The 25,804-nt window shown below is 70.8% G+C and carries 23 protein-coding genes and 2 pseudogenes; 12 read left to right on the top strand and 13 right to left on the bottom strand.

Annotated elements, in window-relative coordinates; translation table 11 throughout:
- Positions 1-109: 109 nt before the first annotated feature.
- Positions 110-2,299 (bottom strand): NAD-dependent DNA ligase LigA, encoded by a 2,190-nt coding sequence (ligA, locus tag ACWDX9_RS03850; protein ID WP_449948685.1) that lies wholly within the window; start codon positions 2,297-2,299, stop codon positions 110-112.
- Between the two features lie 81 nt (positions 2,300-2,380).
- Positions 2,381-3,379: a methionine synthase gene (locus ACWDX9_RS03845; protein ID WP_449948682.1), complete on the bottom strand. Its 999-nt coding sequence runs from the start codon at positions 3,377-3,379 to the stop codon at positions 2,381-2,383.
- Positions 3,380-3,403: 24 nt separating this feature from the next.
- Between ACWDX9_RS03845 and ACWDX9_RS03840 the strand changes: the two genes are divergently transcribed.
- Positions 3,404-4,036 (top strand): MBL fold metallo-hydrolase, encoded by a 633-nt coding sequence (locus ACWDX9_RS03840; protein WP_449948680.1) that lies wholly within the window; start codon positions 3,404-3,406, stop codon positions 4,034-4,036.
- Here ACWDX9_RS03840 and mnmA read toward each other — a convergent pair.
- Positions 4,029-5,087, bottom strand: coding sequence for a tRNA 2-thiouridine(34) synthase MnmA (gene mnmA / locus ACWDX9_RS03835; RefSeq protein ID WP_449948677.1), 1,059 nt, complete (start codon positions 5,085-5,087; stop codon positions 4,029-4,031). The two genes, ACWDX9_RS03840 and mnmA, sit on opposite strands and share 8 nt — an antisense overlap.
- Before the next feature lie 67 nt (positions 5,088-5,154).
- Here mnmA and ACWDX9_RS03830 point away from each other — a divergent pair, with 67 nt between their 5' ends.
- Positions 5,155-6,198 carry a DUF695 domain-containing protein gene (locus tag ACWDX9_RS03830; RefSeq protein WP_449948674.1) on the top strand — a complete coding sequence of 348 codons (1,044 nt, stop codon included), beginning with the start codon at positions 5,155-5,157 and terminating at the stop codon, positions 6,196-6,198.
- A 19-nt stretch (positions 6,199-6,217) separates the two neighbouring features.
- On the opposite strand, the gene ACWDX9_RS03825 is transcribed toward ACWDX9_RS03830, so the two are convergent.
- A complete protein-coding gene (locus tag ACWDX9_RS03825; protein ID WP_449948672.1) occupies positions 6,218-7,381 on the bottom strand; it encodes a cysteine desulfurase family protein in 1,164 nt (387 codons plus the stop codon).
- A 54-nt stretch (positions 7,382-7,435) separates the two neighbouring features.
- Here ACWDX9_RS03825 and ACWDX9_RS03820 point away from each other — a divergent pair, with 54 nt between their 5' ends.
- The 3 genes and pseudogenes from ACWDX9_RS03820 to ACWDX9_RS03810 form a co-directional block, all read left to right on the top strand.
- Positions 7,436-7,948, top strand: a complete 513-nt coding sequence (locus ACWDX9_RS03820) for a TetR/AcrR family transcriptional regulator (RefSeq protein WP_449948669.1) — start codon at positions 7,436-7,438, stop codon at positions 7,946-7,948.
- Between the two features lie 415 nt (positions 7,949-8,363).
- Positions 8,364-9,560, top strand: coding sequence for an MFS transporter (locus tag ACWDX9_RS03815; protein ID WP_449948666.1), 1,197 nt, complete (start codon positions 8,364-8,366; stop codon positions 9,558-9,560).
- A 133-nt stretch (positions 9,561-9,693) separates the two neighbouring features.
- Positions 9,694-10,251 (top strand): annotated as a pseudogene (locus ACWDX9_RS03810) (ATP-binding cassette domain-containing protein); the annotation flags it as partial.
- A 100-nt stretch (positions 10,252-10,351) separates the two neighbouring features.
- Here ACWDX9_RS03810 and ACWDX9_RS03805 read toward each other — a convergent pair.
- The 4 genes from ACWDX9_RS03805 to ACWDX9_RS03790 all read right to left on the bottom strand — a co-directional run bounded on the left by ACWDX9_RS03805 (position 10,352) and on the right by ACWDX9_RS03790 (position 16,544).
- A complete protein-coding gene (locus tag ACWDX9_RS03805; RefSeq protein ID WP_449948664.1) occupies positions 10,352-11,197 on the bottom strand; it encodes a hypothetical protein in 846 nt (281 codons plus the stop codon).
- Positions 11,198-11,307: 110 nt separating this feature from the next.
- Positions 11,308-12,375 carry a CU044_5270 family protein gene (locus tag ACWDX9_RS03800; protein ID WP_449948661.1) on the bottom strand — a complete coding sequence of 356 codons (1,068 nt, stop codon included), beginning with the start codon at positions 12,373-12,375 and terminating at the stop codon, positions 11,308-11,310.
- On the bottom strand, positions 12,368-12,934 hold the full coding sequence (locus ACWDX9_RS03795) for an RNA polymerase sigma factor (RefSeq protein ID WP_449948657.1): 567 nt from the start codon (positions 12,932-12,934) through the stop codon (positions 12,368-12,370). Before ACWDX9_RS03795 ends, ACWDX9_RS03800 begins: the two co-directional genes overlap by 8 nt.
- Positions 12,935-13,370: 436 nt before the next feature.
- The gene (locus ACWDX9_RS03790; protein WP_449948653.1) at positions 13,371-16,544 is read right to left on the bottom strand and encodes a S8 family serine peptidase; all 3,174 of its coding nucleotides are present in this window, start codon (positions 16,542-16,544) and stop codon (positions 13,371-13,373) included.
- Between the two features lie 579 nt (positions 16,545-17,123).
- On the opposite strand from ACWDX9_RS03790, the gene ACWDX9_RS03785 reads away from it, so the two are divergent.
- The 6 genes and pseudogenes from ACWDX9_RS03785 to ACWDX9_RS03760 all read left to right on the top strand — a co-directional run bounded on the left by ACWDX9_RS03785 (position 17,124) and on the right by ACWDX9_RS03760 (position 20,465).
- Positions 17,124-17,435 carry a hypothetical protein gene (locus ACWDX9_RS03785; protein WP_449948650.1) on the top strand — a complete coding sequence of 104 codons (312 nt, stop codon included), beginning with the start codon at positions 17,124-17,126 and terminating at the stop codon, positions 17,433-17,435.
- 29 nt (positions 17,436-17,464) lie between these two features.
- Positions 17,465-17,598, top strand: a pseudogene (locus tag ACWDX9_RS03780) (ATP-binding protein); the annotation flags it as partial.
- 140 nt (positions 17,599-17,738) lie between these two features.
- The gene (locus ACWDX9_RS03775) at positions 17,739-18,290 is read left to right on the top strand and encodes an RNA polymerase sigma factor (RefSeq protein ID WP_449948648.1); all 552 of its coding nucleotides are present in this window, start codon (positions 17,739-17,741) and stop codon (positions 18,288-18,290) included.
- A complete protein-coding gene (locus tag ACWDX9_RS03770) occupies positions 18,287-19,072 on the top strand; it encodes a hypothetical protein (RefSeq protein ID WP_449948645.1) in 786 nt (261 codons plus the stop codon). Before ACWDX9_RS03775 ends, ACWDX9_RS03770 begins: the two co-directional genes overlap by 4 nt.
- Positions 19,073-19,221: 149 nt before the next feature.
- Entirely contained in the window at positions 19,222-20,043 is an 822-nt protein-coding gene (locus ACWDX9_RS03765; RefSeq protein ID WP_449948642.1) for a helix-turn-helix domain-containing protein, read from the top strand.
- Between the two features lie 62 nt (positions 20,044-20,105).
- The gene (locus ACWDX9_RS03760; protein ID WP_449948639.1) at positions 20,106-20,465 is read left to right on the top strand and encodes a hypothetical protein; all 360 of its coding nucleotides are present in this window, start codon (positions 20,106-20,108) and stop codon (positions 20,463-20,465) included.
- Here the strand turns inward: ACWDX9_RS03760 and ACWDX9_RS03755 are convergent.
- Together ACWDX9_RS03755 and ACWDX9_RS03750 are read right to left on the bottom strand one after the other, a co-directional pair.
- Entirely contained in the window at positions 20,459-20,737 is a 279-nt protein-coding gene (locus ACWDX9_RS03755; protein ID WP_449948636.1) for a TetR/AcrR family transcriptional regulator C-terminal domain-containing protein, read from the bottom strand. The two genes, ACWDX9_RS03760 and ACWDX9_RS03755, sit on opposite strands and share 7 nt — an antisense overlap.
- Before the next feature lie 15 nt (positions 20,738-20,752).
- The gene (locus ACWDX9_RS03750) at positions 20,753-21,091 is read right to left on the bottom strand and encodes a hypothetical protein (protein WP_449948633.1); all 339 of its coding nucleotides are present in this window, start codon (positions 21,089-21,091) and stop codon (positions 20,753-20,755) included.
- Between the two features lie 407 nt (positions 21,092-21,498).
- On the opposite strand from ACWDX9_RS03750, the gene ACWDX9_RS03745 reads away from it, so the two are divergent.
- A complete protein-coding gene (locus ACWDX9_RS03745) occupies positions 21,499-22,293 on the top strand; it encodes an ArsR/SmtB family transcription factor (protein WP_449948632.1) in 795 nt (264 codons plus the stop codon).
- A gap of 339 nt (positions 22,294-22,632) precedes the next feature.
- Here the strand turns inward: ACWDX9_RS03745 and ACWDX9_RS03740 are convergent, their stop codons facing one another.
- The 3 genes from ACWDX9_RS03740 to ACWDX9_RS03730 all read right to left on the bottom strand — a co-directional run bounded on the left by ACWDX9_RS03740 (position 22,633) and on the right by ACWDX9_RS03730 (position 25,786).
- The gene (locus ACWDX9_RS03740) at positions 22,633-23,586 is read right to left on the bottom strand and encodes an electron transfer flavoprotein subunit alpha/FixB family protein (protein ID WP_449948630.1); all 954 of its coding nucleotides are present in this window, start codon (positions 23,584-23,586) and stop codon (positions 22,633-22,635) included.
- A 19-nt stretch (positions 23,587-23,605) separates the two neighbouring features.
- Positions 23,606-24,385: an electron transfer flavoprotein subunit beta/FixA family protein gene (locus ACWDX9_RS03735; RefSeq protein WP_350729545.1), complete on the bottom strand. Its 780-nt coding sequence runs from the start codon at positions 24,383-24,385 to the stop codon at positions 23,606-23,608.
- Positions 24,386-24,580: 195 nt separating this feature from the next.
- Positions 24,581-25,786 (bottom strand): serine/threonine-protein kinase, encoded by a 1,206-nt coding sequence (locus ACWDX9_RS03730; RefSeq protein ID WP_449948627.1) that lies wholly within the window; start codon positions 25,784-25,786, stop codon positions 24,581-24,583.
- Between the last annotated feature and the right edge of the window lie 18 nt (positions 25,787-25,804).

Raw genomic sequence — 25,804 nt, 5'->3', positions numbered from 1 at the left:
CCGTGCCATCCCCGCGCGCCACCACCAAGCACCAGCCCGCACCGCCCACCCAGCGCCGCGCCCCACAGCGGCCGGGCGCCGCACACCAGCGCCCGGCCGCCGGATGGTGTCAAGCCTCCGTGGGCACCGCCGCGGCCGCGGCCGCTTCCGGGCCGTCCTTCAGCAGGATCTCGAACCCGGCCCCGTCCAGGATCGGCACCCCGAGGCTCACCGCCTTGTCGTACTTCGACCCCGCGTTCTCCCCCACCACCAGGAACGACGTCTTCTTCGACACCGACCCCGACACCTTCCCGCCCCGGCTGGTGATCGCGTCGGCCGCCGAGTCGCGGGTGTAGCCCTCCAGCGTCCCCGTCACCACGAACGTCAGCCCCTCGAGCGTCTGCGGCCCCTTCTCCGGCGCGGGCTCGTCCTCCATCCGCACCCCCGCGGCCCGCCACCGGTCGATGATCTCCCGGTGCCAGTCGACCGAGAACCACTCCCGGATCGTGGCCGCCACCCGGGGCCCGATGCCCTCGACGGCGGCCAGCTCCTCCTCCGAGGCGTTCATGATGCGCTCGATCGAGCGCATCTCGTCGGCCAGCGCGCGGGCGGTCGGCGGGCCGATGTGCCGGATCGACAGGGCGACCAGCACGTTGGCGAGCGGCGCCTGCTTGGCCTGCTTCAGCTCCTCGATGAGCTGCAGCGCGTTCTGGCTGGCCCCGCCGTCGATGTTGGAGAAGAAGGTGACGACCTTCTCCTCCCCGGTCTTGGGGTCGATCTTGGCCAGACCGGTGTTCTGGTCGCGGACGATCGACTTGATGGGCAGCAGCTGCTCCAGCGTCAGGTCGAACAGGTCGGCCTCGGTGCGCACCACGGGCTCCTGGGGCGGCAGCGGCTGGGTGAGCGCGGTGGCCGCGACGTAGCCGAGCCCGTCGATGTCGAGCGCGCGCCGCCCGCCCGCGAAGAAGATGCGCTCGCGGATCTGGGCGGGGCAGCCGTGGGTGTTGGGGCAGCGCAGGTCGGCGTCGCCCTCCTTCTCGTACGCCAGCTCGGTGCCGCACTCCGGGCAGTGGGTCGGCATGACGAACTCGCGCTCCGACCCGTCGCGCAGCGCCGTCACCGGCCCGACGATCTCGGGGATGACGTCGCCCGCCTTGCGCAGCACCACGGTGTCGCCGATGAGCACGCCCTTCTTGACCACGATGGCGGCGTTGTGGAGCGTGGCCCGCTCGACGGTCGAGCCCGACACCGTCACCGGCTCCATCACCGCGTACGGCGTGACCCGCCCCGTCCGGCCGACGCCGACCTCGATGTCGAGCAGCTTGGTGTTGACCTCCTCCGGCGGGTATTTGTACGCCATCGCCCACCGCGGCGCCCGCGACGTGGAGCCCAGCTCCCGCTGCGTGCGGAAGTCGTCGACCTTCACGACCACCCCGTCGATCTCGTACGGGGGATCGTGCCGGTGCACGCGGTAATGCTCGATGAACTCGTTGACCTCGGTGAGCCCCGGCACCACCTGGTAGAGATCGCTGACCGGCAGCCCGAACTCCCGCAGCCGGTCGTACACGTCCGACTGTGCCCGCGGCACGGCCGAGCCCTCCCAGATGCCGATGCCGTGCACGAGCATCCGCAGCGGCCGCTGGGCCGTGACGCGCGGGTCCTTCTGCCGCAGCGTGCCGGCCGCGGAGTTGCGCGGGTTGGCGAACGGCGGCTTGCCCTGCTCGACGAGCTGCTCGTTGAGCTGCTTGAAGTCCTCGACCGGGATGTAGACCTCGCCGCGCACCTCGACCAGGCTGGGGACGTCGTCGCCCGTGAGCCGGTGAGGGACGCCCTTGATCGTGCGGACGTTGGCCGTCACGTCGTCGCCGGTGCGCCCGTCGCCGCGGGTCGCCCCGCGCTCCAGCTTGCCGTCGCGGTAGACCAGCGCGATCGCCAGCCCGTCGATCTTGAGCTCGCAGAGGTAGGGCCCCGGATCGCCCTCGGCCAGCCGCTCGGCCCGCTGCATCCAGGCGGCCATGTCGGCTTCGTTGAAGGCGTTGTCGAGGCTCTCCATCCGGTTGAGGTGCTGGACCTTGGCGAAGTCGCCCGACACGGGGGCGCCGACCTTCTGCGTCGGCGAGTCGGGGGTCTGGAGCGACGGATGCGACTCCTCCAGCGCGAGCAGCTCCTTGAACCACCCGTCGAACTGGGCGTCGCTGACCGTCGGCTGGTCGAGCACGTAGTAGCGCCAGCGGGCGTCGTCGACCAGCTCGCTCAGCTCGGCATGCCGCTTGAGCGCGGCCACGGGCACGCCCGCCACCTCGGCGCCTGGCTCACTCACCGTCTGCTCCCCTCCCGAACCCGAACCCGAATCCGAACCCGTACGTCAACCTGTGCAAACGCTACCGCTGAGCACTGACGTTCAGCGCTCAGCCCGTTGCGACCCGGCCTCCGGGTCCTCCCTGAGCACCTGGGCCGCCTTCCGGCAGGCCGCCAGGGCCGCGCGGGCGTACGCGGGTGACGCCCCGGCCAGCCCGCACGCCGGGGTCAGCACGACCTGCTCGGCCAGCCGGTCGGGCGCGAACCCGAGCCGCCGCCACAGCTCCAGCGCCGGTTTGGCGACCACCCCGGCGCCGGGCAGCCGGGTGTCGCGGCCGGGCACGACCCCCAGCAAGATCCGCAGACCCGCCTCGACGGCCTCCCCGACGGAGTCCTCGTCCCTGCGCCGCAGCAGCGCGGCGTCCACCGACACCCCGCGCACCCCGGCCCTGCGCAGCACGTCGAAGGGCACGGACGGCGCGCAGCAGTGCACGATCGGGGCGTCGAAGGAGCGCATGGACTCCTCCACCCGCCACTCCTCGACGGCCGCCAGCCGCCCGAACCCCGACGCCGTCGGCACGGTCCCCGCCAGCACCCCGGGCAGCCCCGGCTCGTCGAGCTGCAGCACGATCTCCGTCACCCCGGGCAGCCGCCGCCGCACGTCGGCGCAGTGGTCGGCGACCCCCTGCGCCAGCGATTCGGTCAGATCGCGTACGGCCCCCGCGTCGGAGAGCATCTTGTCGCCGTGTTTGAGCTCGATCGACCCGGCCAGCGTCCACGGTCCGCAGACCTGCAGCTTGAGCGGCCCGGAGTAGTCGTGGCCGACCTCCTCCAGCCCGTCGAGATCCCGCCGCAGATGATCGACGGCCCGCTGATGGTCGCGCCCCGGCCGATCGCTCAGCCGCCACCCGGAGGGCTGCACCTCGACGGGCAGCTCGACGAGCAGCCCGGCCGTCCTGCCGATCATGTCGGCGCCGACGCCCCTGGCCGGCAGCTCGGGCAGGTACGGCAGTCCGGGCACCTCACCGAACACGACCCTGATCGCCTCGAGATGATCCTCGCCCGGATGCGAGCCGACTCCGGTGGCTTCCCACGTAGACATGGGCACAAGCGTAGGCTCTGCGGAATGGAGCTGACGAAATACGACCACGCCTGTGTACGCGTGGAGAAGAACGGCAGGGTCCTGGTCATCGACCCCGGGACGTTCAGCAAGGGACCGGTGCTCGACGGGGCCGACGCGGTCCTGATCACCCACGAGCACTTCGACCACGTGGACGTCGACAAGTTGAAGGCCGCGCCGGCCGCCCTGGAGATCTACACCTGCGAGGGCGTCGCCGCGGATCTGACGGACATTCCGCAGAAGGTCCAGGTGGTACGGCACGGCGACGCGTTCGAGGCGGCCGGTTTCCGCGTGCGGGCCTTCGGCGAGTGGCACGCCAAGAACCATCCCGACGTGCCCGTCGTCCAGAATGTCGGGTTCCTCGTCGACGACGAGATCTTCTACCCGGGTGACGCCTTGACGGTCCCGGGAGTGGACGTGCCCACCCTGCTGGTCCCGACCGGCGGGCCCTGGCTGAAGCTCGGCGACATGATCGGATATCTCCGCGAGATCCGCCCGGCGAGGGCGTTCTCCACCCATGACGGCCTGTACAACGACATCGGCCTCGGCCTGGTGGACAACTGGCTGAAGATGGAGTCGGAGCACCAGAGCGCCGACATCCGCCGCCTGGCGGTCGGCGAGTCGGCCACGCTCAGCTAGCGAAGACGATCGTCGCCGAGCCGATCACGGTGTCGCCGGAGTAGAGCACGGCCGCCTGGCCCGCCGCGACCCCGGTGGCCGGGCGGTCGAGGTCGACGCGGAGACCGCCGGCGGCCTCCTCGAAACGGCACGCGTACACCTCTCCGTGTGCCCGCAGCTGCACGGTCAGGTCCTCGACCGTGGACGGGCCGTTCCACACCGGGCTGCCGCACGTGATCGAGGTGACCTCGAGCGCGGCACGGGGGCCGACCGTGACCGTGTTGGACACCGGCTCGATCGACAGCACGTAGCGGGGCCGGCCGTCGGCCGCCGGGCGGTCGATGTGCAGGCCCTTGCGCTGCCCGATCGTGAAGCCGTGGGCGCCCTGGTGGCTGCCGACGACCTCACCGCTCTGGTCGACGATGGGGCCCTCGGCCGAGCCGAGGCGCTCGGCCAGGAAGCCGCGGGTGTCGCCGTCGGCGATGAAGCAGATGTCGTGGCTGTCGGGCTTGTCGGCGACGGTCAGGCCGCGCCTGGCGGCCTCCTCGCGCACCTGGGCCTTGGTCGAGTCGCCCAGCGGGAAGATCGCGTGGCTGAGCTGCTCGCGGGTGAGCACCCCGAGCACGTACGACTGATCCTTGCCCTGGTCGGGGCTCCTGGACAGCACGCCGTCGACCAGCTTGGCGTGGTGGCCGGTGGCGACCGCGTCGAAGCCCAGCGCCAGCGCCCGGTCGAGCACCGCCGAGAACTTGATCTTCTCGTTGCACCGCAGGCACGGGTTGGGCGTGCGGCCCGCGGCGTACTCGGACACGAAGTCCTCGACCACGTCGCGTTGGAAGCGCTCGGCCATGTCCCAGATGTAGAAGGGGATGCCGATCACGTCGGCGGCGCGTCGCGCGTCGCGCGAGTCCTCGATCGTGCAGCAGCCCCGCGCGCCCGTGCGGTGGGATTGGGGGTTGGCCGACAGAGCGAGGTGCACACCAGTGACGTCGTGACCGGCCTCGGCGATCCGAGCGGCGGCCACGGCGGAGTCGACGCCGCCCGACATGGCGGCAAGCACACGCAGTCCCATGACCGTTCCAGCGTACTGTCCGCGCGGGAGTGCGCGACCATGGGCGGGGTCTGCGAGTATTCAGGCCATGCGACTGTTCGGGCGCAAGGGCGCAGAGGAAGAGACCGGCGACGGGATCGCCGAGTTCTGGGCGTGGTGGCAGGAGTCCAGGCCGGGGCTCGACTCCCTGGTCGCGAACGGCGACGTCGAAGGGCTTGAGGAGCGGCTGGCCCCGGCGGTCGCCGCGATCCACCCGGGCCTGGTCTGGGAAGTGGCTCCGGGCAAGGAGGCCGCGCACGCCCTGGTGGTGACCGCGGCCGGCGACCCCGAGCTGCGCTCGCTCGCGCACCGCTGGGCCAAGGCGGCGCCGCCGTCCGACATGCTGTGGGAGTACCACCCGTCGCGGCAGGCCAATCCGCAGGCCATGGAGCTGACGCTGGACGTCGGCGGCTTCGAGTTCGCGCTCGACAAGCTGATGCTGGGGCTGCGGGTGCCGAGGGACCAGCCGCGGGTGGACGTGTCCGCGTACCATCCGATCTTCGGCGAGCTGGACGAGGACACCAGGATGGAGGCCACCCTGCTGGCCCTCGACTGGCTGCTCGGCGAGGACGACGTGGCCAGGTGGGTCGGGGAGATCACGCCGGCCACGTTCCAGCCGATCGACTCCGTGGCCGCCGTCCACCTGCCCGCCGTGGTCGCCGACGTGGCCTCGGGCTACACCGAGGAGGAGTGGGTGCTGCTCGAAGGGCAGACGGGCAGCGGCGCGCCGCTGGTCGCCACGGCCCGCCACCCGCTGCGGCCGGTGGACCATCCGCTGTTCGACCAGCACATCGCGATCACGCTGCCGTACACCCACCGCGACGAGAACGGCCTGCCGGTCGGCGACTCGCTGACGGCGCTGCGCGACTTCGAGGAGCGGCTGGCCGCGCGGCTGCTCAAGCTGCGCGACGACGCGGTGCTGGCGGCGCACATGAGCGCCGAGGGGCATCGGATCATCCACGTGTACGCCGACCCGACCGGCGACGCGGCGATCCACGCGAAAGAGCTGATCGTGAGCTGGGAGGAGGGCGAGCCCCGGGTGGACGTGGCCACCGATCCGTCCTGGTCCGCCGTGGTGTCCTTCCTGACCTGAGCCCCCGGCTGCCCGGGTCTCAGCTGAGGCCGGCTCGGCGGGCGCGTTCGACGGCGGCGGGGAGCACCTCGATCAGGCGGTCGACGTCGTCGCGGGTCGAGGTGTGGCCCAGCGTGAACCTGAGCGAGCCCCGCGCCGCCGCCGACTCCGCCCCCATGGCCAGCAGCACATGGGACGGCTGTGCCACGCCCGCCGAACACGCCGAGCCCGTCGAGCACTCCACGCCCTTGGCGTCGAGCAGCATGAGCAGCGCGTCTCCCTCGCAGCCGGGGAAGGAGAAGTGGGCGTTGCCGGGCAACCGGTCGGCGGGGTCGCCGTTGAGCACCACGTCGGGGACGGCCTGGCGTACGCGCTGGATGAGCTCGTCGCGCAGCGACGTCAGGCGGCGGGCCAGGGCCTCCTGCTCCTTGACGGCGGCGCTGACGGCGGCGGCCAGCCCGGCGATGGCGGGCGCGTCGAGCGTGCCCGAGCGCACGTCGCGCTCCTGGCCTCCGCCGTGCTGGACGGAGACCGGCGTCAGCCCTCTGGCCAGCAGCAGCGCACCGGCCCCCATCGGGCCGCCGACCTTGTGGCCGGTCAGCGTGAGCGCGTCGACCCCCGAGGCCGAGAACGACACGGGCAACTGCCCCACCGCCTGGACCGCGTCGGTGTGGAACGGGATGCCGTGGTCATGGGCGATGGCCGCCAGCACGCGGACGGGCTGGACCGTGCCGACCTCGTTGTTGGCCCACATGACGCTGATCATGGCCACGTCGTCGGGGTCGCGCTCGATGGCCTCGCGCAGCGTCTCGGGGTGGACCCGGCCGTACGCGTCCACGCCGAGCAGCTCGACCTCGGCGCCCTGGCTGTCGGCCAGCCAGTGGGCAGGATCGAGCGCGGCGTGGTGCTCCACCGAGCTGATCAGCACGCGCCGCCTCGGACGGCGCGACCAGTAGAGGCCCTTGATCGCGAGGTTGTCGGCCTCGGTGCCGCCCGAGGTGAACACGACCTCGCTGGGCCGGGCGCCGAGCGCGTCGGCGATCGTCTCGCGCGCCTCCTCGACCACCCTGCGCGTCCGGCGGCCCGCCGCATGCAGCGAGGAGGCGTTGCCGACGCATTTGAGCTGCTCCGTCATGGCCTCGATCGCCTCGGGCAGCATGGGTGTGGTAGCCGCATGATCAAGATAGGCCGACGGTCTGGTCACCCGATCAGGGTATCTCGTTTGCTACTGTACCGTCCGGACGGTACAGTAGAGCCCATGCGAAGGGACGAGCTTTTGGACGCGGCAGAGGACCTGCTCTGCGATCAGGGCTCGTCCGCACTCACCCTGGCCGCCGTGGCGGACCGGGCAGGCGTCAGCAAGGGCGGCCTCCTCTATCACTACGGCACCAAAGAAGCCCTGATCAAGGGCATGGTGGAGCGTCTGATCGAGGACTTCGACCAGCTCATGGTCGCACAGACCGGGGAGACCTACACCGAGCGCTACCTGCACGCCACGCTGGCCGCCGTCCGCTCCGGGCGGCTGCGACGATGGGCCGTGGTCACGGGCGCCTCGGGCAACCTCTTCCTGCTCGCGCCGCTACGCGAGGCGATGGCCCGCTGGCATCGCGAGGGGTTGGGCGAGGAGCCGGATCCGCGGACGTCGCAGATCGTACGGCTGGCGTGTGAAGGGCTCTGGGACGTGGCCAGCCACGACCCGGAGCTGAACACGGAGGACGATCTCCAAGCGCTCGAGACCCGGATGAAAGCGCTGCTCAAACCCCCTTCCTGAGCCCATGACCCGCCCTCCTCCCCACCGTGGGGACGCGGGCCCGTCGATGTCCTCGGACGACAGCCGGTACGGCGCCGCCCCGACTGGCGCGTGGCCTGCCCCAAGGCGCAGGCCACGATCGAGCGGATGCCCGGACCGCGTCCCGGACACGGGGCCGCCGCTCGCCCGTACACCCGTCGCCGACCCGACCGCTCGACCTGGGCGCTCGACCCGTGACAGTGCTCAGCACTCAGTACGAGCGGGCAGGCGGAAACCCCTGGGGCCACAACCGTCCAGCCGAACCCCTCCAAACCCCTCCCCCACCCCGGCACGAGCTCGCCCGGCCACCCGGCGCGGCGCCCGGATGCCGCGGGACGGGCGGACCCCGAGACCTAAATATGGCGAAATAGTGCGAATTCTTGTGAGGTGTTAAACGATGACCCGTTCCCTGAGGAGTGCTCGTTACGGGGCGGTTCTGACGTTTGTGCTGGGCGGACTGATGGTCGGCACCATGACGGTGCGCATCCCGGCGCTGACCGACAAGCTCGGCCTGTCCGAGTCGACGGTCGGCGCCGTACTCCTCGTGTGGGGCTTGGGCGCGCTGGTGACGATGCAGTCCATGCGCCGGATCATGGCCCGTGCGGGCAGCCGGGCGGTGCTGCGGATCGGCGGGCCGCTCACCGCGCTGGGACTCGTGGCCGTGGCGTTCGCCCCGAACCTCCCGTTGCTCATGGTGGCCGTGGCGCTCTTCGGCATGGCGTTCGGCACCGTGGACGTGGCCATGAACGCCCAGGGCTCCACGGTCGAGCAGGCGTACGGACGGCCGCTGATGAACGGCATGCACGCAGGCTGGTGCGTGGGCGCCATCTCGGCGGGCGCGCTGGGCAGCGTGGCGATCGCCGTGGGACTGCCGTTCACCGCCAACGTCGCGCTGATCGGCCTGATCTCGTTGCCCGTCATGGTCATGATCGGCCGTACGTACCTGCCCGAGCCCCCGGCGGCCGAGACCGCGACGGCGGCCCGCCGGCGCATGCCGCCGATCGTCTACCTGCTGGGCGCGATCATGTTCTTCGCGTTCATGGTCGAGGGCACGGTCGCCGACTGGAACGGCCTCTACATGCGGAACGAGCTGGGCGCCCCCGAGGCGCTGGCCGCCCTCGGCTACCCGGTGTTCGAGCTGGGCATGCTGATCGCCAGGCTCACCGGTGACCGGCTGCGGACCAGGTTCGGCGTGCGGGGCATGCTGACCGTCTCCGGGGTGGCGACGGCCGGGTTCTTCGCGGTGGTGCTGATGGCGCCGGCCGCTCTGGTGGCGGTGTTCGCGATGTTCTTCGTCGGGCTCGGCGTGGCGACGATCTCGCCGCTGACCCTCTCGCTGGCGGGCACCGCGACCGACTCCCCAGGACCGGCGATCGCCCAGGCGGGCGCCATGGGGTACGCCGGCCTGCTGCTCGGGCCCGTCGTGATCGGCTTCATCTCGGACGCCACGACGCTGCGTACCGCGCTCGGCATCGGGGTAGTCCTGGGCGTGCTCATCGCGGCCGCCTCCCGCCTCCTCCCCCGAAGCGAGCCCGCCGCGATCACCTCGGCCGTCCCGCTCACCGAGCGGGAGACCGTCGAGGTCGCGGCCTGACATTGGTGTCCTAAGAGTTCTCTGTGGATCGGCGGCCGGCGGCGCCCCCACCGCCCACGTGGGGGCGCCCCGGCTCACAGACAACTCACAGACTCCTCAGAACTCCCCCAACCGCCGCCCCCACGCTGGACCCATGATCCAGCTCGACGGACTGACCAAACGCCACGGCGACGTGCTCGCCGTGGACGATCTCACCTTCACCGTGCGCCCGGGGCAGGTCACCGGCTTCCTCGGCCTCGACCTGCCCACCTCCGGCACCGCCACGATCAACGGCCGTGCCCACCACGAGCTCCGCCACCCGCTGCGCGAGGTCGGCTCGATGCTGAAGGCGCAGGCCGTGCACCCGAGGGGAAGCGCGTACAAACACCTGCTCTACCTCGCCCAGACGAACGCCATCCCCGACACCCGCGTCGCCGAGGTGCTGGACCTGGTCGGGCTCACGGCGGTGGCGGGCAGGAAGGCTGGCGAGTTCTCGCTGGGCATGGGGCAGCGGCTGGGCATCGCCGCGGCGCTGCTCGGGGATCCGCCGGTGCTGATGCTCGACGAGCCGGTCAACGGGCTGGACCCAGAAGGCGTCCTGTGGATCCGCGGGCTGGCCGCGGAAGGGCGCACGGTGCTGGTGTCCAGCCACCTGATGAGCGAGATGGCGCTGACGGCGGACCGCCTCGTGGTGATCGGCAAGGGCCGGCTCCGATGAAGGGGACCGTTCGCCGAGCTGTGAACGGCGCCCCTCCATCACCTCGAACGTCGCTCGCTCGCCCCGAGCGACCAGGCCCCCGCGCCCGCCCCGGTCAGAGCGCGAAGTCCACGGCGAACCTCTGGTACACCTGCTCCTTGGCCGCCTTCGCCCTGGACGAGTAGGCGGCGTAGAAGGACTTGCCGCATTCCAGGTCCTTCAGCGCCGCCTTGATCTCCTTCTCCAGGTACGGCTTGGCCTGCTCCGGCTTCAGCGGCGGCATCAGGGCCAGGGTGCGGCCCTCGGGCACCTCCGGCAGCGGGCTCTTGCGCAGTTTCTTGGCGACCTGCGTGGCCTGCTTCGCGAACGCCGACCGACCGCGTTCGGCCAGGGCCGAAGGCCTGGTGTCGCTGATGCCCAGGCACGCGCCGAACCGCTTACCGAGCTGCGCGAGCCGCTCGTCCTTGTCGAGAGCGGCCACGGACTTGTCCAGTGCCGCGTTGAGCTGGGTGAGGTAGTCGCCCCGCTGCGAGGTGACGGTGAGGCCCAGGTGCTTCTCGGCCGCCTCGGCGAAGCAGGCGTCGTCGGCCGCGCGCCATTTCTTGAGCTCGTCCGCCGGCATCGCCATCAGGTTCTTGTTGTTCACGCTCTCCCCGGACACCGGGTTGACCGCCGGGTCACCCGGATAGACCAGCTTGGACCAGACGCCGAACCCGTACTTGGCCCGATACGCGCGCAGCGCCTCATGGTCGCCGGCCAGCCGCTCGCGCTCTCCCGGCTGCCACTTGCGCTTGACGATCGGCTCGGCCCGGTAGGTGAGCCCCTTCTCCTGCATGCAGGCCACCCTGGTCTCCTCCATGGCGGCCTTCTTCTCGTAGGCGGCCTGCGTCTCCGGCGAGGGGAGACCGCTGAACATACCGATGAGCAGGGTGGCTGCGACGGCCTTCGTTGCGATCAACATGGTTTGCTCCTTCACTTGGGCATGCGAAACCACGCATGCGAAACGGGCGCATGCGCAACAGCGGCATGCGAAACAGAACTTCCGGCCGAAAGGCCGGATCGGGGGAAGTCTCAGCAGGGGATCTGCATGCGGGACGCGTTCGGCGACACCTCGGGCAGACTGGGGACGACATCGACGGCGAGCACCGCGGTGCCGTTCGCCGTGCCCTTCCTCTTGATGACCTCGCCGAAGGGCAGTTTCGCCTTTCTGTCCCTGGTGTTCACCGTGCGCTCGCCCAGGTAGCGATAGGTGCGCTTGTCGAAGATCAGGTCCGAGCGAGTGCCGTCGCCCTGGTCCATCCCGACGGCCAGGCCGGGCCGGCCGGCGACGTCCACGGTGCCGGGAATGAGCACGATGCCGTCCAGCCCCGCGGCCACCTGGTAGAGCGCGGCGCTCAGGCTGGGGCGAACCACCGACTCGGCGACCAGGCCCTGGAGGGAGGACCACATGCGCAGCGGATCCGGGCCCGTGTCGGCCACGATCTTCGCGCGCACCTGCGCGGGGTCCGTGGGCCAGCTGCGCAGCCGGGCGTAGGCCGGTCGGCCGGGGCAGGTCGCGGGCTCGTACACGGTGTCCTCGACGCCGTGGTCCCAGCGGTTGCGGGGCGCCGGTCCCGTGGCCGACACGGCCTGCTCGCGGCTCAGCCAGGGCTTGCCGACGTCGGCGGCCTCCCAGCGTTCCTCGTTGACCAGCACCTTGGTGTACTGCGGCGTGCCGGCCTCGTCCGCCGCGAACAGGCTGCGCTGGATCAGCCTCCTGGTGTGCACGTACTGGCCGCGGGCCGGCACCGTGTCCGGCTGCTCGGCGGCGGCCCGCGCGGCCAGCTTGAGCAGCGTCTGAGCATCGGCGGGAGGCGCGGCGAGCGGGTTGCCCGGATCGGAGCCGCCCAGGCCCACCTGGGCGGCGAGGATGCCGACGGTGAGCGCCGCCGCCATGGCGCCGACCAGGGCGACTCGCCTGGTACGCAGGAAGGCGCGGGGACGGGCGAGCACCCCACGGCCACGCGGACGGGCGAGCACTCCCCGTCCGCCGGGGCGGGCGATCGTGGACATCAGGGCAGCCCGGGAGGCCGCCAGGTCGTGCGCGCCCGGCTCGGGCGTGTCGGCCCACAGGCGGCCGAGCTCCTCCATCTCATTCATGGTCTGTCCCTTCCAGAGCCTGCCGGATCTTCTTGCGCGCCCGGTTGAGCCGGGAGCGGACAGTCCCGACCGGGACGTCCAGCGCCTCGGCCACCTCCTCGTACGTCAGCCCCGCCCACGCCACCAGCAGCAGCGTGTCCCGGTCGCCGGCGCCTAACCCGGCCAGGGCCGCCACCAGCGGCTTGTTCACCGCGAGCGTGTTCACGCCGTCCTCCACCAGCCCGCCGCCGATCTCCGCCGGGTGTACGCCACCACGCACGTACGCCCGGTAACGGGCCGCCTCGCGCCTGCGCCTCTTGCCGATCACGTTCGAGGCGATGCCGTACAACCAGGGCCGGGCGTCGGCCTGGCAGGACCGGTAGCGGTGCCGGTGCTCGAACGCCGCCAGGAACGTCTCGGACACCACGTCCTCGGCCGCTTCCGGACCGAGCCTGCGGGCCGCGTAACGGTGCAGGGCGGGAGCATGCCGGTCGAACAGTGCGGCGAATGCCTGCGGCTCCCGCAGGGAGCGGCGGATCAGGTCGGTGTCGGCGACCTCGGCTGTCACCGGTTCGGCCATGAACGGTTCAGCTCCTTCGCGCGGGTGCGGGCAGATTCGCCTGTTCTTACCGCTGCTCCGCCGAAGAGTTCACACCGAGGCCCTGCGATTTCTGCTCAGCCGTGCCCCCTTGACGCCGTGCAGCAGGCGGCGCCGCCCGGCCGGGCCGGTGCAGTGCTGGGGGTAGAGGGCCGCTTCGCCGGCGGACACGCGGGTGTCCTGGCGCAACCACGCACGCCGCACACGGCCCGCGGCGCGCGGGTGTCGTGCAACGCCCTCGGCACCGGCAGCACCACCGTGTGGGGCAAGTGCTGGAACAACGGCAACAGGACCGGCGGGGCGCGGCTCGTCTACTGGTGCAAGAACGCGCTCAACAACGGCTCCAGGCAGCACGGCACGGGCTGGAAGACCTGGCAGGTGTCCCTGCCCGAACGGGTGCCGGGCAGGGACCCTGGCGTCAGCCCACCGCGTACGCGCGCGTCACGGTCTGTGTCACACGGCCGCCTCGGGTGTCGGCGACAGTGGCGCGCAGGGATACGTACCCGCTGGTAGCGGGGTTGGCCAGCAGCGCGGCCCAGCCGGAGCCGGACGGGACCACCGGCACTGGACGCCAGCTTCCGCCGTCGTCGAACGACGCCTCCAGCTTGATCGTCCTGACCCGCGCCTCTTCCGCGCCGGGGTTGCGCTCGACACGGATGGGAATTCGGGTCAGCGACCGGGGCTTGGCGCGATTGTGGTCGTCCAGCCCGGCGGGGACGTAGCGGACCGCCATCAGGGGCAGCGCTCGCGCCTCGGCGGTCCGCTCCGAGCGGAACGTCCACACCGACTCGATGCCTGTGGACAGCGTGCCCTGCCGCTGGGCGGACGCGGTCAGCGTGTAGTCGGCCGCCTCGGCTGGGAGCTGACGGGCGTCCAGCAGGCATCGGGCGGGCTGGAGGTAGGCGCACCCGGCCAGGTCCGCCCTGGCGAGCACCGCACCGCCGCGGGCCAGGGTGAGCGTGCCGGTGGTGGCGCTGTCGGCGCCGGTGAGGGAGGCTGCGTCGGTGAAGAGCCGGTCGGCGCTGAAACGCAGCCGGTCACCGTCGCGATCGCCGGCCGGTGTGCCGAACGCGGGACCGGTCACGGCGGCGTTCCAGGTCTCCTTGACGGTGCCGCGCTTGAGGACCCCGGTTGTGCCGGCCACGACGTGCGTGCCCGTCCACACCTCCGTCGTCCAGGCGAACCCGGGCGTCCGGTAGTGCGTCATCGTCCTGGGCAGGTCCATGGCGGGGCTGGCGTAGGGGAAGACGAGGTTCCAGGGTTGCCCCGGAAGCCGGACGCCCACGTATGCCCGGGCCTGGGCGGCCGTGCCGGGAGCCCGGTAGCTCGCCTCCACCTTCACCAGCTCGCTCGTCCGCGCCGTGTAGGTGGGATCGTCCGGGATGCCATTCTCGTGGTAATGGACCAGGTCGTAGCGGTACGGGCTCGGCCGGGTGTCTTTCTTGTGCCAGACGGTCCTGGCCAGGTACGTCAGACCCGGCGTTCTGACAGGGAGCACGTAGTAGGTCATCCCGCCGCCGGCCATGAACCCGAACATCCAGGACCCGTTGATCAGGTTCATCTCCAGCAGATCGGCCTGCCGAGCGGTCGGCTCGTCCACCGCGAACCTCACCTGCCTGCCTTCCCGCACGTCGAGCGTCACCTCGCGGTCGGCGTCGGTCAACGGCACGGCCTGGTGCGCGGTCATGGTCACCTCGTCGTCGCCCACGTCGGCGTAGAGGTTCCAGTCGCCCTTCGGCAGGCGGACCTTCGCCACGCCACGCTGGAAGAACAGCGGCTCCCGGCGTCCGGTCTTGAGGTCGTAGACCTCGCCGGAGCTCACGAAGAGCGGCTGGCCCTCCTTGCCGACGGCCTTGACGGTCAGGTCGTACGACTCGGGCTCCACGTACGCGCCCGCGAGGGTGCGCACCACGATATCGCCGGACCTGGCGGTGACGGTGCCCGGGTAGTCGCCGGGGGCCTTGTCCTCGGCGTGGATCATCAGCTTGACCGAGGCCTCCCCCTTGGCGGGCACCTCGAGCCGCTGCTGCTCCAGGCGCAGCACGTCGTTGGAGGTGGTGAGGTCCAGGGTGACCGGGGTGTCGCCGGAGTTGGTGTAGGTGAGGGTCTTGGTGGCCACTCGCTCCCCCGTGCCGTTCCAGGGGAACGCCGCCCAGACGTTGCCGGTCGTCGCCGCCACCGACTGGGCCAGGGCACGGACCAGGTCCACCCTGCCCGCCCCCTCCTGGTACGGCGTGGCGCTCCCGTTCGGGGCGGCGCTGCCGATGAGCGCCGCCTTCAGCCGTGCCCCGTTCCAGTCGGGGTGCCGCTGCGCCAGGATCGCCGCCGCGCCCGCCACGTGCGGCGCCGCCATCGACGTGCCACTGTGCGCCACGTACGGCCCGTCCGCGGTGCCCGCCGCGGCGGCGGCCATGATCTCCACACCTGGCGCGGTCACGTCCGGCTTGATCGCGTGATCGCCCTTGCGGGGCCCGGCGCTGGAGAAGGACGCCTTCATGTCGTCCCGATCCACCGCGCCCACGGTTAGAGCGGCGTCGGCGCTGCCGGGACTGCCCACCGTCCCGGCGAGCCCGTCGTTCCCTGCGGAGATCACGAACAGCGCGCCGGTCCGCTCCGACAGCGTGTCGACCGCCTGCTCCAGCGGGTCCGCGTCGGGCGTGTCCGGGCCGCCGAGGCTCATGTTGACGACCTTGGCCTTGACCTCTACGGCGGCCCACTCCATGCCGGCCAGGATGTGGGACTCGAACATCATCCGATCCCCCACCTTGCCGAGGGCGATCTTCGCGTCCGGGGCCACGCCGCGCAGCTTCTCTCCCGCGCCCGCGACGATCGACGCCACATGCGTGCCGTGGCCCACGTTGTCACGCACGTCGGTGCCGCCGGTGAAGTCCCGCGCCTGCGTGACCACACCCTTCAGATCGGGGTGGTCGGGGTCGTAGCCGGAGTCCAGCACAGCCACCGTGACGCCCTTGCCCGTCAGGCCCTGCTGCCACGCCTGCGGAGCGCCGATCTGCTTGACGCTCCGGTCCAGGCTGAACGAGCGCTTGCCGTCCAGCCACAGCTTCGTCTTCCCGCCGCTCAACATCCGGGCGCCACCGACCAGGCCCTTCCACGCCTCGGCCGCGCTCTCCTTCGGCACCTGCATGGCCGACATGCCCAACTGGGACAGGTGCCCGGCCTGCCTCGCGCTCCGCGGGGCGGGCACGTCCCCCTGCGCGATCAACGGGATGTCGCCCCGCCGATCGTCGCCGTACCCCCACTCCAGCAGCTGCGTCACGTCGAACAGCCGCTCGTCCAGCACCCCCTGCGCCACCAGCGCGAACGCGTCGGACGGATAGACGTGCAGGTGTCCGTCACGGTACCGGGTGGAGTAGCGGACCCGCCTGCCCGGCCCCGGCTCCACCCGGTGACCGGCGGGGGTGACGACAACCCGGTCGCCGGTGAGCAGGGTCACCGTGCCCGACCGGCCGCTCCCCTGCTGCGCGACCGCCTGCCCGGAGTCCTGCCCGCCGGGATCGGCGGGCGCCTGCACGGTCGCGAATCCCACCGACCCGGCCAGGACGGCGGCGACCAAGCCACTGCCTAAGCTCATGCACACCTCTCCGATGATTGAAGATCGACGCTAGGTATTACCGCCGGGCGGCTATGGGGTTCATGACGTTTCTCCGGGCCTCTCCTGAAACGCGCCCGCAGAGCCGGACATCTGCTGAGATGTGACCAAGTAACCGAGAGGGGGCGACCGCGGGTTACCACCGCCGGAGCAGCGCTTCGAGGCGCTCTACCTGGCGCACTGTCCCGCCGTCGCCGCGTACGTCACGCGGCGTGCCGACTCTCCGGACGACTGCGCCGATGTGATCGCCGAGACCTTCACGACGGCCTGGCGCCGCCTGGATGACATCCCGCCCGGTGACTGAGGCCAGGCTCTGGCTGTAGGGCGTCGCCCAACGCACCCTCGCCAACCACTTCCGCGCCCAGGAGCGGCGGTCGGCGCTGGCCGTAGGGCTGCGCGAGGAACTCGCCGCCTGGACGCGCCCGGTATCCGGCGGGGACGGCGGCGCGGCGGGCCGGGCGTGCCGGCGGCTGTCTCACGACGACAGGTCCTTTTCGCCCCCTACGGTGGGTTGCCGACACCCACCGGCCACTATCCGGCCGACCTGGGAAGAGGACACCGATGGCCCTGCTCAAGCAGACCGATTGGAACGGCACGGAGATCCCCCACACCACGGCGGAGATCACCCGGTACGAGGCGCGAGTTGTGCGCGTCCGCGGGGAGATCGGTGAGATCCGAACCGCGGTGCGCACGATGCGCGAGGAAGGCGGCGCGTTCCTGGAGGAGGCCGCCGCTTTCCTCGGCCCCGAGGCCCTGCTGCTCAACCGCGCCAACGAGGCAGACGGCCCGGTCGACCTGGCCTGGCAGGCCGACACCCTGGAGCGGCGTGACTACGTCCCCACCGGCACGCGCAGCGCGGTGCTCATCGCCTGAGCCTTCACCCGCGCCCACCCCGCGGATCCCGCGTCTTCGACCGCTTCTACCGCGCGGACGCCTCCCGCGCCCGGGCGACGGGGGCGCGGGACTCGGGCTGGCGATCGTCCGCTCCATCGTCACGGCTCATGGGGGGGCGGGTGGAAGGTCCGACCTCCGCTGAAACCGGCGCGCCACCCTCAAGGCGGGCACGAGCGACATCGGTGGCGCCTCCGCCGTGAGCCTGAGCAGGACGGGAAACACTTGCGGGGGCTGCCGGACATCTAGTGAGGTGTTCCGGCACTCTTCGGTTAGGAGATACCTGTGGAAGATCCACGCGTGCCCCCCGACACGCGAGATCGTTTCGAGGCGCTCTACCTCGCCTGCTATCCGGCGATACATCGCTATGCGCTACGCCGTACCGATTCGGTCGACGACGTCGCCGATGTGATCGCGGAGACCTTTCTCGCCGCGTGGCGGCGGCTGGACGACGTTCCGGACGGCGACGCCGCCGTGCTGTGGCTGTACGGCGTGGCACGCCGCGTCCTGGCCAACCACCGCCGCGGGGAGTCGCGCCGTAGCGCTCTGGCCGCCCGGCTCCGCGACGAACTCGCCGTCGGCCAGGAGACGAGGCCCGCCGATCCGCGGACCGACGCCTTGCGCGCCGCCTTCGCCGCTCTGAGTCCAGCCGACCGGGAGGTGCTCGCGCTGGCCGGTTGGGAAGGGCTGACCGGCCCGCAGATCGCCACGGTACTGGGCTGCAGCAGCACCGCCGCCCGGCTCCGGCTGCACAAGGCCCGCAAACGACTGGCCCGGCTCCTCGGCACGACGGACGAGGCCCCCGTGATGACCCCACTGAGAGGAGAAACACGATGAACAAGATCGACCGCATGGTGTCCGCCATCGATCCGGCCGCTGAATTCAGCGAGCCTTCCATGAGCCAGGGTGCCCACGACCTCCTTGAGGAGATCGTGGCGACGCCGCCTGCGCCCCGGCGCGCATCCTGGTTGCCCGGCAGGCGGGTCGCCGAACCCGGGCAGGCCCACCAGTCCCCGGCGATCACCGGGGAGGCGCCGCGACACGGCCCGTCACCCCTGCGTCGTCGCCTGCTGGCGGGAGCGGCGCTCGCGGGCATCGCCGCAGCCGCGGCGGTGGTCGTACCGCTGGTCTCCGGGTCGGAGAGTGCGGCGTATGCGGTGGTGAAGAAGTCCGACGGCACCGTTGAGGTGACGGTCAATGAGTTCCGGGATCCTGAAGGGCTGGAGGCCAAGCTCAAGGCCGAGGGAATCACGGCTGACGTGACGTTCACCGAAGCGGACAAGCGATGCGCGCCTGGCCGTTTCGTCGGCGCGGACCTGGCCTACGATCCACCGAGCACCAAGAACATGACCGAACAGGAGCGCAAGGAGTTCGACAAGCCGGACAACTGGCGCTCCCGCGACGCCGCCGCGCCGATCAACCGGAACACCTTCCTGATCTCCCCGCGTTTCATGCGGCCGGAAGAGACGCTGGTCCTGGAATTTCGACCGGGTAACTACCCAGGGATGGACTGGGCGCTCGGCGCCTATCTGGCCAAGCCGGGCAGTCCGGTCGCGCCCTGCAAACTCGTGACCGCCGACTCCGACGAAGAGAGCGTCAAGGAGATGGCCGGGAACTGATCGTGAGGCGGTGGGGTACGGCGATGTGCACAGGGGCGCGCCGTACCCCACCGGCATGCCTGTCTTGCGATATGCCGGTGCTGAATGGCGCCGATCCCGGGACCAAGCCGTTCGGCGTACACACGCTGAGCCGCGAGTAGCGTTGTGGCATGCGGACGGTGACGAACCTCGCGGCCGGAGACGGGTTCTCACTGGAGCGGGTCAGGATCCGGGCCGAGAGCGAGGCATGGTCGCCGCCCGAGGTGACGGCGGCGTACCGAGTGGTGCTGGTACGAAGCGGCGCCTTCCGGGCCCGTGTGGACGATCAGGTCCTGCTGGCCGATCCTGCGCTGGCCTACCTCGGCGGCGTGGGCCAGGAGCTGAGCATCGCCCACCGCCCCGGGATCGAGGACGTCTGCACGGCCGTGACCTGCTCACCCGGCCTGATGCGCGAACTGGCGGGTGACGAGCCGCCGCGCGCCGTGGCGTTGCCGGTCAACGGCAGGCTGGCCCTCGCACATCGGCTGCTGGTGTCACGGGCCGGGAAGGGCGCGGATTCCCCGGAGCTCGCCGAGATGGTGATCGGCCTGATGGGCGACCTGTTCGAGGCCCGGAACCGCGCCCACCCGGTCCGGGCCCGCGGCCGGGCCGCCACACTGGCGCGACGGCGGGCCTTGGTGGAGTCGGTGCGCACGCTCATCGCCGACGATCTGAGCGCCTCCCTGCGCGATCTGGCTCGGCGCGTCGGCTGGTCGCCCTATCACCTGAGCCGCGCCTTCCGCCAGGAGACCGGAGTGACCCTGACGGCGTACCGCAATCGCATCCGCGCCATGCGCGCGCTCGAGGCCATCGAGGCGGGGCACGATGATCTGGCCTCTCTCGCCGCCGACCTGGGCTTCGCCGATCACGCCCATCTGACGCGCACGATCCGTGGGGAGTGCGGGCTGACACCGGTGGCCGTGCGCCGCCTGCTGGCGGTCCCGCCGCGCTGACAATGCGACCTCATTCGAGCAAGGATCTTCAAGCGGCGGCTGTACGACGGGGACGAGACTCGGTGACATCCGATCCCCGTACGGTGAAGGAGAACGAGCCGATCATGATCGCCCGAGTATGGCGCGCCAGGACCACCGGCACTGCGGCGACCAGCAGATATCAGCAGGTGTTCGAGTCAGAGGTGATGCACGACCTGCGCGGCCTGCCCGGTTTCCGCGGCGCGTACCTCCTGGCCCGCCACGACGAGGAGGCCATGGAGCTGACGACCGTCACGCTGTTCGACTCCCTGGACACGGTCAAGGCGTTCGCGGGCGCGGACCACACCCGCGAACGCGTCACCCCGCCCGCCCGCGCGACGCTGCTGGACTCGGACCCCCATGTCCTGCACTTCGACGTGCTGGTTCACACGCTTGTTCATTGATCGCGCCGCGGACCGAGCCCGGCCGGCAGGGCTTCGAGCGCGGAATCGAAGCGATCTTGATGATCGTCAGACGTGCCGAAACCTGCGGCGATCGCCCGAACCAGCACGGGATGACGTGCGGGATCGAGGCCCAGGGACGGGATCCGGCCCGCCTCGGCCGATACCTGGCCGCTCACGAACGTTGCGACCGTCGTGATCACACGGAGGGCTTCCGAGCGCTGAAGCCCTCCTCGACGAGCGCAAGGGCGGAGCGGAATGAGACCGCGAACCACCGCGCCCTTGCCGGACTAGCGGCGCTGTGCACCGGTCTCGTCGAACAGGTCCTCGAGGGACTGGGCGGTCACCGCATTAGTGGCCCATGACTCCAACTGGGCCAGATCAGCGCAGGTGGAGATCCGGGTGCGCATGTCATCCGGAATATCGAAGCCACGGGCGCCCAGCACCAGCAGAAGCATCCTGACCGCCTCCTCCGCCTTGCCTTCTGCCATGCCTTCCGCTTTGCCCTCCGCTTTGCCTTCTTCCTGGCCGCGGCCGTAGTGCTCGCGGGCGAAGGGGCTGTAGACGGGCCAGGTGGTGGACGTCATGATGATCTCCTCCAGGAGGCGCCGCACGTCGGGCGCGGACATGCGGACTTCTCCAGCCGGACCAGCTGGGTGGCGGGCAACTCGACTCCCAGAAGGTCACGCAAGACCTCCACCGCCAGCTGGGGACGGTCGGTGAACATCTGAACGAGGGCGTCATGTCGGGGGGACGGCATGAAACCCATTGTCACATGTCAAGCACTTAAAGTTACGAGAATGGCGGAACCGACTTCTCCGTGCGAGACGCCTCCCGGCATCGGCCTGGACTGTCGACCTCTCGAAGGTGGCGACATTCGATGATCTAGAGCATTCCGTCCCACATGACCGCCGTCCCGAGGATGATCAGCTCCCGCATAGTCGCGCGTCTTGACAGGCAGCCATTTGGCTGCCTAAATTAAAGGCATCTGAAAGGCTGCATATCGACAAGCGGCAATCCAGGTACGAGGGCGGACATGGACGTGGTGTTCAAGGCGCTGGCCGATCCGAGCCGGCGCGCACTGCTCGACTCGCTCAACGCCCGCAACGGGCAGACGCTGCGCGAGCTGTGCGCCGGACTCGACATGGCCAGGCAGTCCGTCAGCAAGCACCTCGCGGTGTTGGAGGAGGCCGGGCTCGTCGCCACCGTGCGGCGGGGCCGGGAGAAGCTGCACTACCTCAACGCCGCGCCCGTGCACGAGATCGCCCACCGGTGGATCAGCCGCTATGACCAGGCCAGGGTCCAAGCCCTGGCGGACCTGAAACTCGCCTTGGAGGAGACCCAGATGGACGCGCCGACCTTCGTCTACACCACCTACATCCGCACCACCCCGCAGAAGCTCTGGCAGGCGCTGACCGAGCCCGCCTTCACCCGCCGATACTGGGCCACGGAGTTCACTACGGACTGGTCCGCCGGCTCGCCGATGACCTGGGACAACCACGGCGTGGTGATCAGCGACCCGGAGCAGGTCGTGCTGGAGGCCGAACCCTACAGTCGGCTCTCCTACACCTGGCACGCCATCACCCCGGAGCTCGCCAAGCGCTTCGGCTGGGACGAGGAGTTGCTCGACCGGCTGTCCGGCGAGGCCCGCTCGAAGGTCACCTTCACCATTGAGGAGGCCGCCGCGCAGGTCGTGAAGCTCACCGTCATGCACGACGGCTTCGAGCCCGGATCGAGCCTGGCCGAGATGGTCAGCCACGGCTGGCCGAACGTGGTGGCGAGCCTGAAGTCGCTGCTGGAGACCGGCGAACCGCTGCCGGAGGATGCGTGACGTCCCCGATCAGGGTTCGACGGCGTCGCGGGCTGCCGCCCCGCCCAGGCAGCGCCCAGAGGAAGGCGAGCAGCCCGAAGGGCATTGCAGGCGCGCCGAGCGCCGTCCAGAAGCCGCCGTGACGAAGAAACCTGGTGTGCGATGGCTGCGGCAGCGATCCAAACGTCATGGATGGGCTGACGAATCGGCGAGGCTGTGACATTGGGGCCCCCAATGTCACAGCCCGAGCCCCATGCGAAGCGCCCCCACCGCGAGGACCGCGCCTTGAAGCCAAGGGCTTGGGGGCCCCAAAGTCACAGCCTGAGCGCTATAGCGCGAAGACCGTGCTTCCCCTTGCGGCTACCTGCGCTTGTTGATCTCTTCGGTGAGCTGCGGCACGACCTGGTGGAGGTCGCCCACCACGCCGTAGTCGGCCAGTTCGAAGATCGGGGCCTCCGGGTCCTTGTTGATCGCGACGATCGTCTTGGCCGTCTGCATGCCGGCCCGGTGCTGGATGGCGCCCGAGATGCCCGCCGCGATGTACAGCTGCGGCGAGACCGTCTTGCCCGTCTGTCCCACCTGGAACTGGTGCGGGTACCAGCCGGCGTCCGTGGCGGCGCGGGAGGCGCCGACGGCGGCGCCGAGCGAGTCGGCCAGGCCCTCGATGATCGAGAAGTTGTCGGCGGAGCCGACGCCGCGCCCGCCCGAGACCACGATCGCGGCCTCCGTCAGCTCCGGCCGGGCGCCCTTCTCCTGCTTGACCCGCTCGACGATGCGGGCCGCCTTGGCGGCGTCGGACAGGGTGACCGACACCTCCTCCTCGGCGCCGGCGGCGGGGGCGGCCTCGGGGGCGGTCGAGTTGGGGCGTACGGCGACGATCGGCGTGCCCTTGCTCACCTTGGACTGCACGTTGACGCCGCCGCCGAAGATGGACTGGTCGGCCACGAAGCCCTCGCCCAGGCCCACGGCGTCGGTGATGACGCCGGAGTCGGTCTTGACGGCCAGGCGCCCGGCGACCTCCTTGCCCTCGGACGTGGCGGCCACGAGCACGGCGGCCGGGGACGTGGCGGCGACGAGCTGGGCGAGCAGCTCGGCCTTGGGCGCGACCACGTAGTCGACGATGTCGCTCGACGCGGCGACGTAGATCTTGTCAGCGCCGTATTCGGCGAGCCTGGCCTTGGCCTCGGCCGTGAGGCCGGGGCCCGCCCAGACGGCGGAGGGGGTGCCGAGCGAGCGGGCCAGGGTCAGCAGCTCCAGCGTGACCTTCTTGACCTCGCCTTCGACCTGCTCGACGAGAACGAGAATCTCCGACATATCAGCAAAACTCCCGTTCTCAGATGAACTTCTTGGACGCGAGGTAGTCGGCGGCCTTCGCGCCACCGTCGCCCTCGTCCTTGACGATCGTGCCGGCCGCGCGCGGCGGGGCGGCGGCGAAGTCGACGACCGAGGACCACGCGGCGGCCAGGCCCACCTGGGCGGCGTCGATGGAGGCGTCGCCGATGGCCAGCGTCTCGACCGGCTTCTTCTTGGCGGCCATGATGCCCTTGAACGACGGGTAGCGCGGCTCGTTGATCTTCTCGACCACGGAGACGACGGCCGGCAGCGTGGCCTCGACCTTGTCGAAGCCGTAGTCGGTGATGCGCTGGACGGCGATCGAGGAGCCTTCGACGTCGACCTTGTTGGCCAGCGTGAGCTGCGGGGTGCCGAGGCGCTCGGCCAGCATCGCGGCCAGCACGCCGGTGCGCGCGTCGGTGGACTCGGAGCCCAGGATGACCAGATCGAACCCGATCTTCTTGAGCACCTGCGCCATCGCGTACGAGGTGGACAGCGCGTCGGAGCCGTGCAGCGCGTCGTCGCTGAGGTGGACGGCCTTGTCGGCGCCCATGGCCAGCGCCTTGCGGATGGTCTCGGTGGCCTTGCCGGGGCCCATGGTGAGCACGGTCACCTCACCACCGTGGGCCTCCTTGAGCCGCAGCGCCTCCTCGACCGCGTACTCGTCAAGCTCGTTGACCACGCCGTCGACGGCGTCGCGGTCGAGCGTCTTGTCATCGGACCGCAGCTTGCGCTCGGTCGCAGTGTCGGGGACCTGCTTCACGCAGACGACGATGTTCATGGCCGGTGGCCGACCTCCCGTGTTCGCGTGCGCCACCGCCTCGTTGCGGCGGGCGCCGAATGCAATGCTGTCCAGACTGCCAGGTGCCCACCGGGCCACTGACAGAGGGTCTGCCCAAGCTTTCGCCAGTTATGTTACCCATGAGTAGCTTAACTGCAAACCCGCAGCCACCCACTATACAGAACTTTGTTCGGTCTAGGCTGACAGCAGGAACACGACCCCCACCACCAGTGCCGTACCCGCGAACAGCGCCAGCGTGAACGTGCTGAACACCGTCGCCAGCCCGAAACACAGTCCCACGGCCCCCGCCACGCTGACCAGATCCGTGATCATGCGGCTGCGCCGGAACAGGCTTTTCGAGAACAGCGCCACCCCGGCGTCGGCCACCACGGCCAGCGCGTACGCCGCCAGCAGGAACAGCGCCACCTCGGGCAGCGGCCCGCGGGCGGCGGCGGCCAGCAGCGACACGAACAGTCCCGAGCCGATCAGCCAGCGCCTGCGCACCTTCTCCCGGTGCCTGGCCCTGGACTCCTCCACCGATCTGCGCGGCCGTCCCTTGCCCGGCCGCCACTCCCTCGTGGCCAGGTCGTCGGCGAGGCTCATCGCCCGGGGCTGGACGTGGCGTACGTGGGAGACCGGCTCGACCCCCAGCCTGGCGCAGAGCTGCGCGGCCGTCGGCCGCGCGGCGGGGTCGGTGGACAGGCACTCGCGTAACAGCGGCGCCAGCCACTCGGGGACGCCCTCCAGATCGGGCGAATGGTGCACGACCCGGTAGGCCACCGCGGAGGCGGGCCCCTGCCCGTACGGCTGCCGCCCCGTCGCCGCGTACGCCAGCGTCGCCCCGAAGGAGAACACGTCGGCCTCCATGCCCGCGCTCTTGCCCTCCAGCACCTCGGGGGCCAGGTAGCCGGGCGTGCCCACCACGGCGCCGGAGGCCGTGACCGACAGCGAGTCGAGCGCGCTGGCGATGCCGAAGTCGATGACGACGGGCTCGCCCTCGGCCATCATCACGTTGGCCGGTTTGAGATCGCGGTGCACCACGCCGGACTCGTGCATGGCGAGCAGCGCGTCGGCCAGCCCGGAGGCCAGCCTGCGCAGGTCGGCCACGGGCACGGGCGTGGCACTGAGCGGGCGGCCCTGGACGTAGCGGGTCACGAGGTAGGGCCGGGCGCCCTCCAGCGAGGCGTCGAGCACCTCCGCCACGTGCGACCCGCCGACCCGCCGCATGGTCTCCACCTCGCGCGCCAGCCGGGCCAGCGCCCCGCCGTCGGCGATGACATGGGGATGGAGCACCTTGACCGCGACCGTACGTCCCTCGGCGTCGAGGGCGAGATGCACCTCGCCGAACCCGCCCGCCCCGAGCTTGGAAAGAAGCTCATATGGGCCGAGGTGCTCGCTCATACCTCATCTCTCCCCCCG

The sequence above is a fragment of the Nonomuraea sp. NPDC003201 genome, assembly GCF_053590415.1.
Note: the sequence above shows the minus strand (reverse complement) of the source record. Positions and strands in the feature narration are given on the sequence as shown.

Excerpts from the sequence above, each read along its gene's own strand:
- ACWDX9_RS03845 (WP_449948682.1), bottom strand. The coding sequence starts at position 3,379 with ATGTCTACGTGGGAAGCCACCGGAGTCGGCTCGCATCCGGGCGAGGAT.
- ACWDX9_RS03840 (WP_449948680.1), top strand. The coding sequence starts at position 3,404 with ATGGAGCTGACGAAATACGACCACGCCTGTGTACGCGTGGAGAAGAAC.
- mnmA (WP_449948677.1), bottom strand. The coding sequence starts at position 5,087 with ATGGGACTGCGTGTGCTTGCCGCCATGTCGGGCGGCGTCGACTCCGCC.
- ACWDX9_RS03830 (WP_449948674.1), top strand. The coding sequence starts at position 5,155 with ATGCGACTGTTCGGGCGCAAGGGCGCAGAGGAAGAGACCGGCGACGGG.
- ACWDX9_RS03820 (WP_449948669.1), top strand. The coding sequence starts at position 7,436 with ATGCGAAGGGACGAGCTTTTGGACGCGGCAGAGGACCTGCTCTGCGAT.
- ACWDX9_RS03815 (WP_449948666.1), top strand. The coding sequence starts at position 8,364 with ATGACCCGTTCCCTGAGGAGTGCTCGTTACGGGGCGGTTCTGACGTTT.
- ACWDX9_RS03805 (WP_449948664.1), bottom strand. The coding sequence starts at position 11,197 with ATGTTGATCGCAACGAAGGCCGTCGCAGCCACCCTGCTCATCGGTATG.
- ACWDX9_RS03800 (WP_449948661.1), bottom strand. The coding sequence starts at position 12,375 with ATGAATGAGATGGAGGAGCTCGGCCGCCTGTGGGCCGACACGCCCGAG.
- ACWDX9_RS03795 (WP_449948657.1), bottom strand. The coding sequence starts at position 12,934 with ATGGCCGAACCGGTGACAGCCGAGGTCGCCGACACCGACCTGATCCGC.
- ACWDX9_RS03790 (WP_449948653.1), bottom strand. The coding sequence starts at position 16,544 with ATGAGCTTAGGCAGTGGCTTGGTCGCCGCCGTCCTGGCCGGGTCGGTG.
- ACWDX9_RS03785 (WP_449948650.1), top strand. The coding sequence starts at position 17,124 with ATGGCCCTGCTCAAGCAGACCGATTGGAACGGCACGGAGATCCCCCAC.
- ACWDX9_RS03770 (WP_449948645.1), top strand. The coding sequence starts at position 18,287 with ATGAACAAGATCGACCGCATGGTGTCCGCCATCGATCCGGCCGCTGAA.
- ACWDX9_RS03765 (WP_449948642.1), top strand. The coding sequence starts at position 19,222 with ATGCGGACGGTGACGAACCTCGCGGCCGGAGACGGGTTCTCACTGGAG.
- ACWDX9_RS03750 (WP_449948633.1), bottom strand. The coding sequence starts at position 21,091 with ATGTCCGCGCCCGACGTGCGGCGCCTCCTGGAGGAGATCATCATGACG.
- ACWDX9_RS03745 (WP_449948632.1), top strand. The coding sequence starts at position 21,499 with ATGGACGTGGTGTTCAAGGCGCTGGCCGATCCGAGCCGGCGCGCACTG.
- ACWDX9_RS03740 (WP_449948630.1), bottom strand. The coding sequence starts at position 23,586 with ATGTCGGAGATTCTCGTTCTCGTCGAGCAGGTCGAAGGCGAGGTCAAG.
- ACWDX9_RS03735 (WP_350729545.1), bottom strand. The coding sequence starts at position 24,385 with ATGAACATCGTCGTCTGCGTGAAGCAGGTCCCCGACACTGCGACCGAG.
- ACWDX9_RS03730 (WP_449948627.1), bottom strand. The coding sequence starts at position 25,786 with ATGAGCGAGCACCTCGGCCCATATGAGCTTCTTTCCAAGCTCGGGGCG.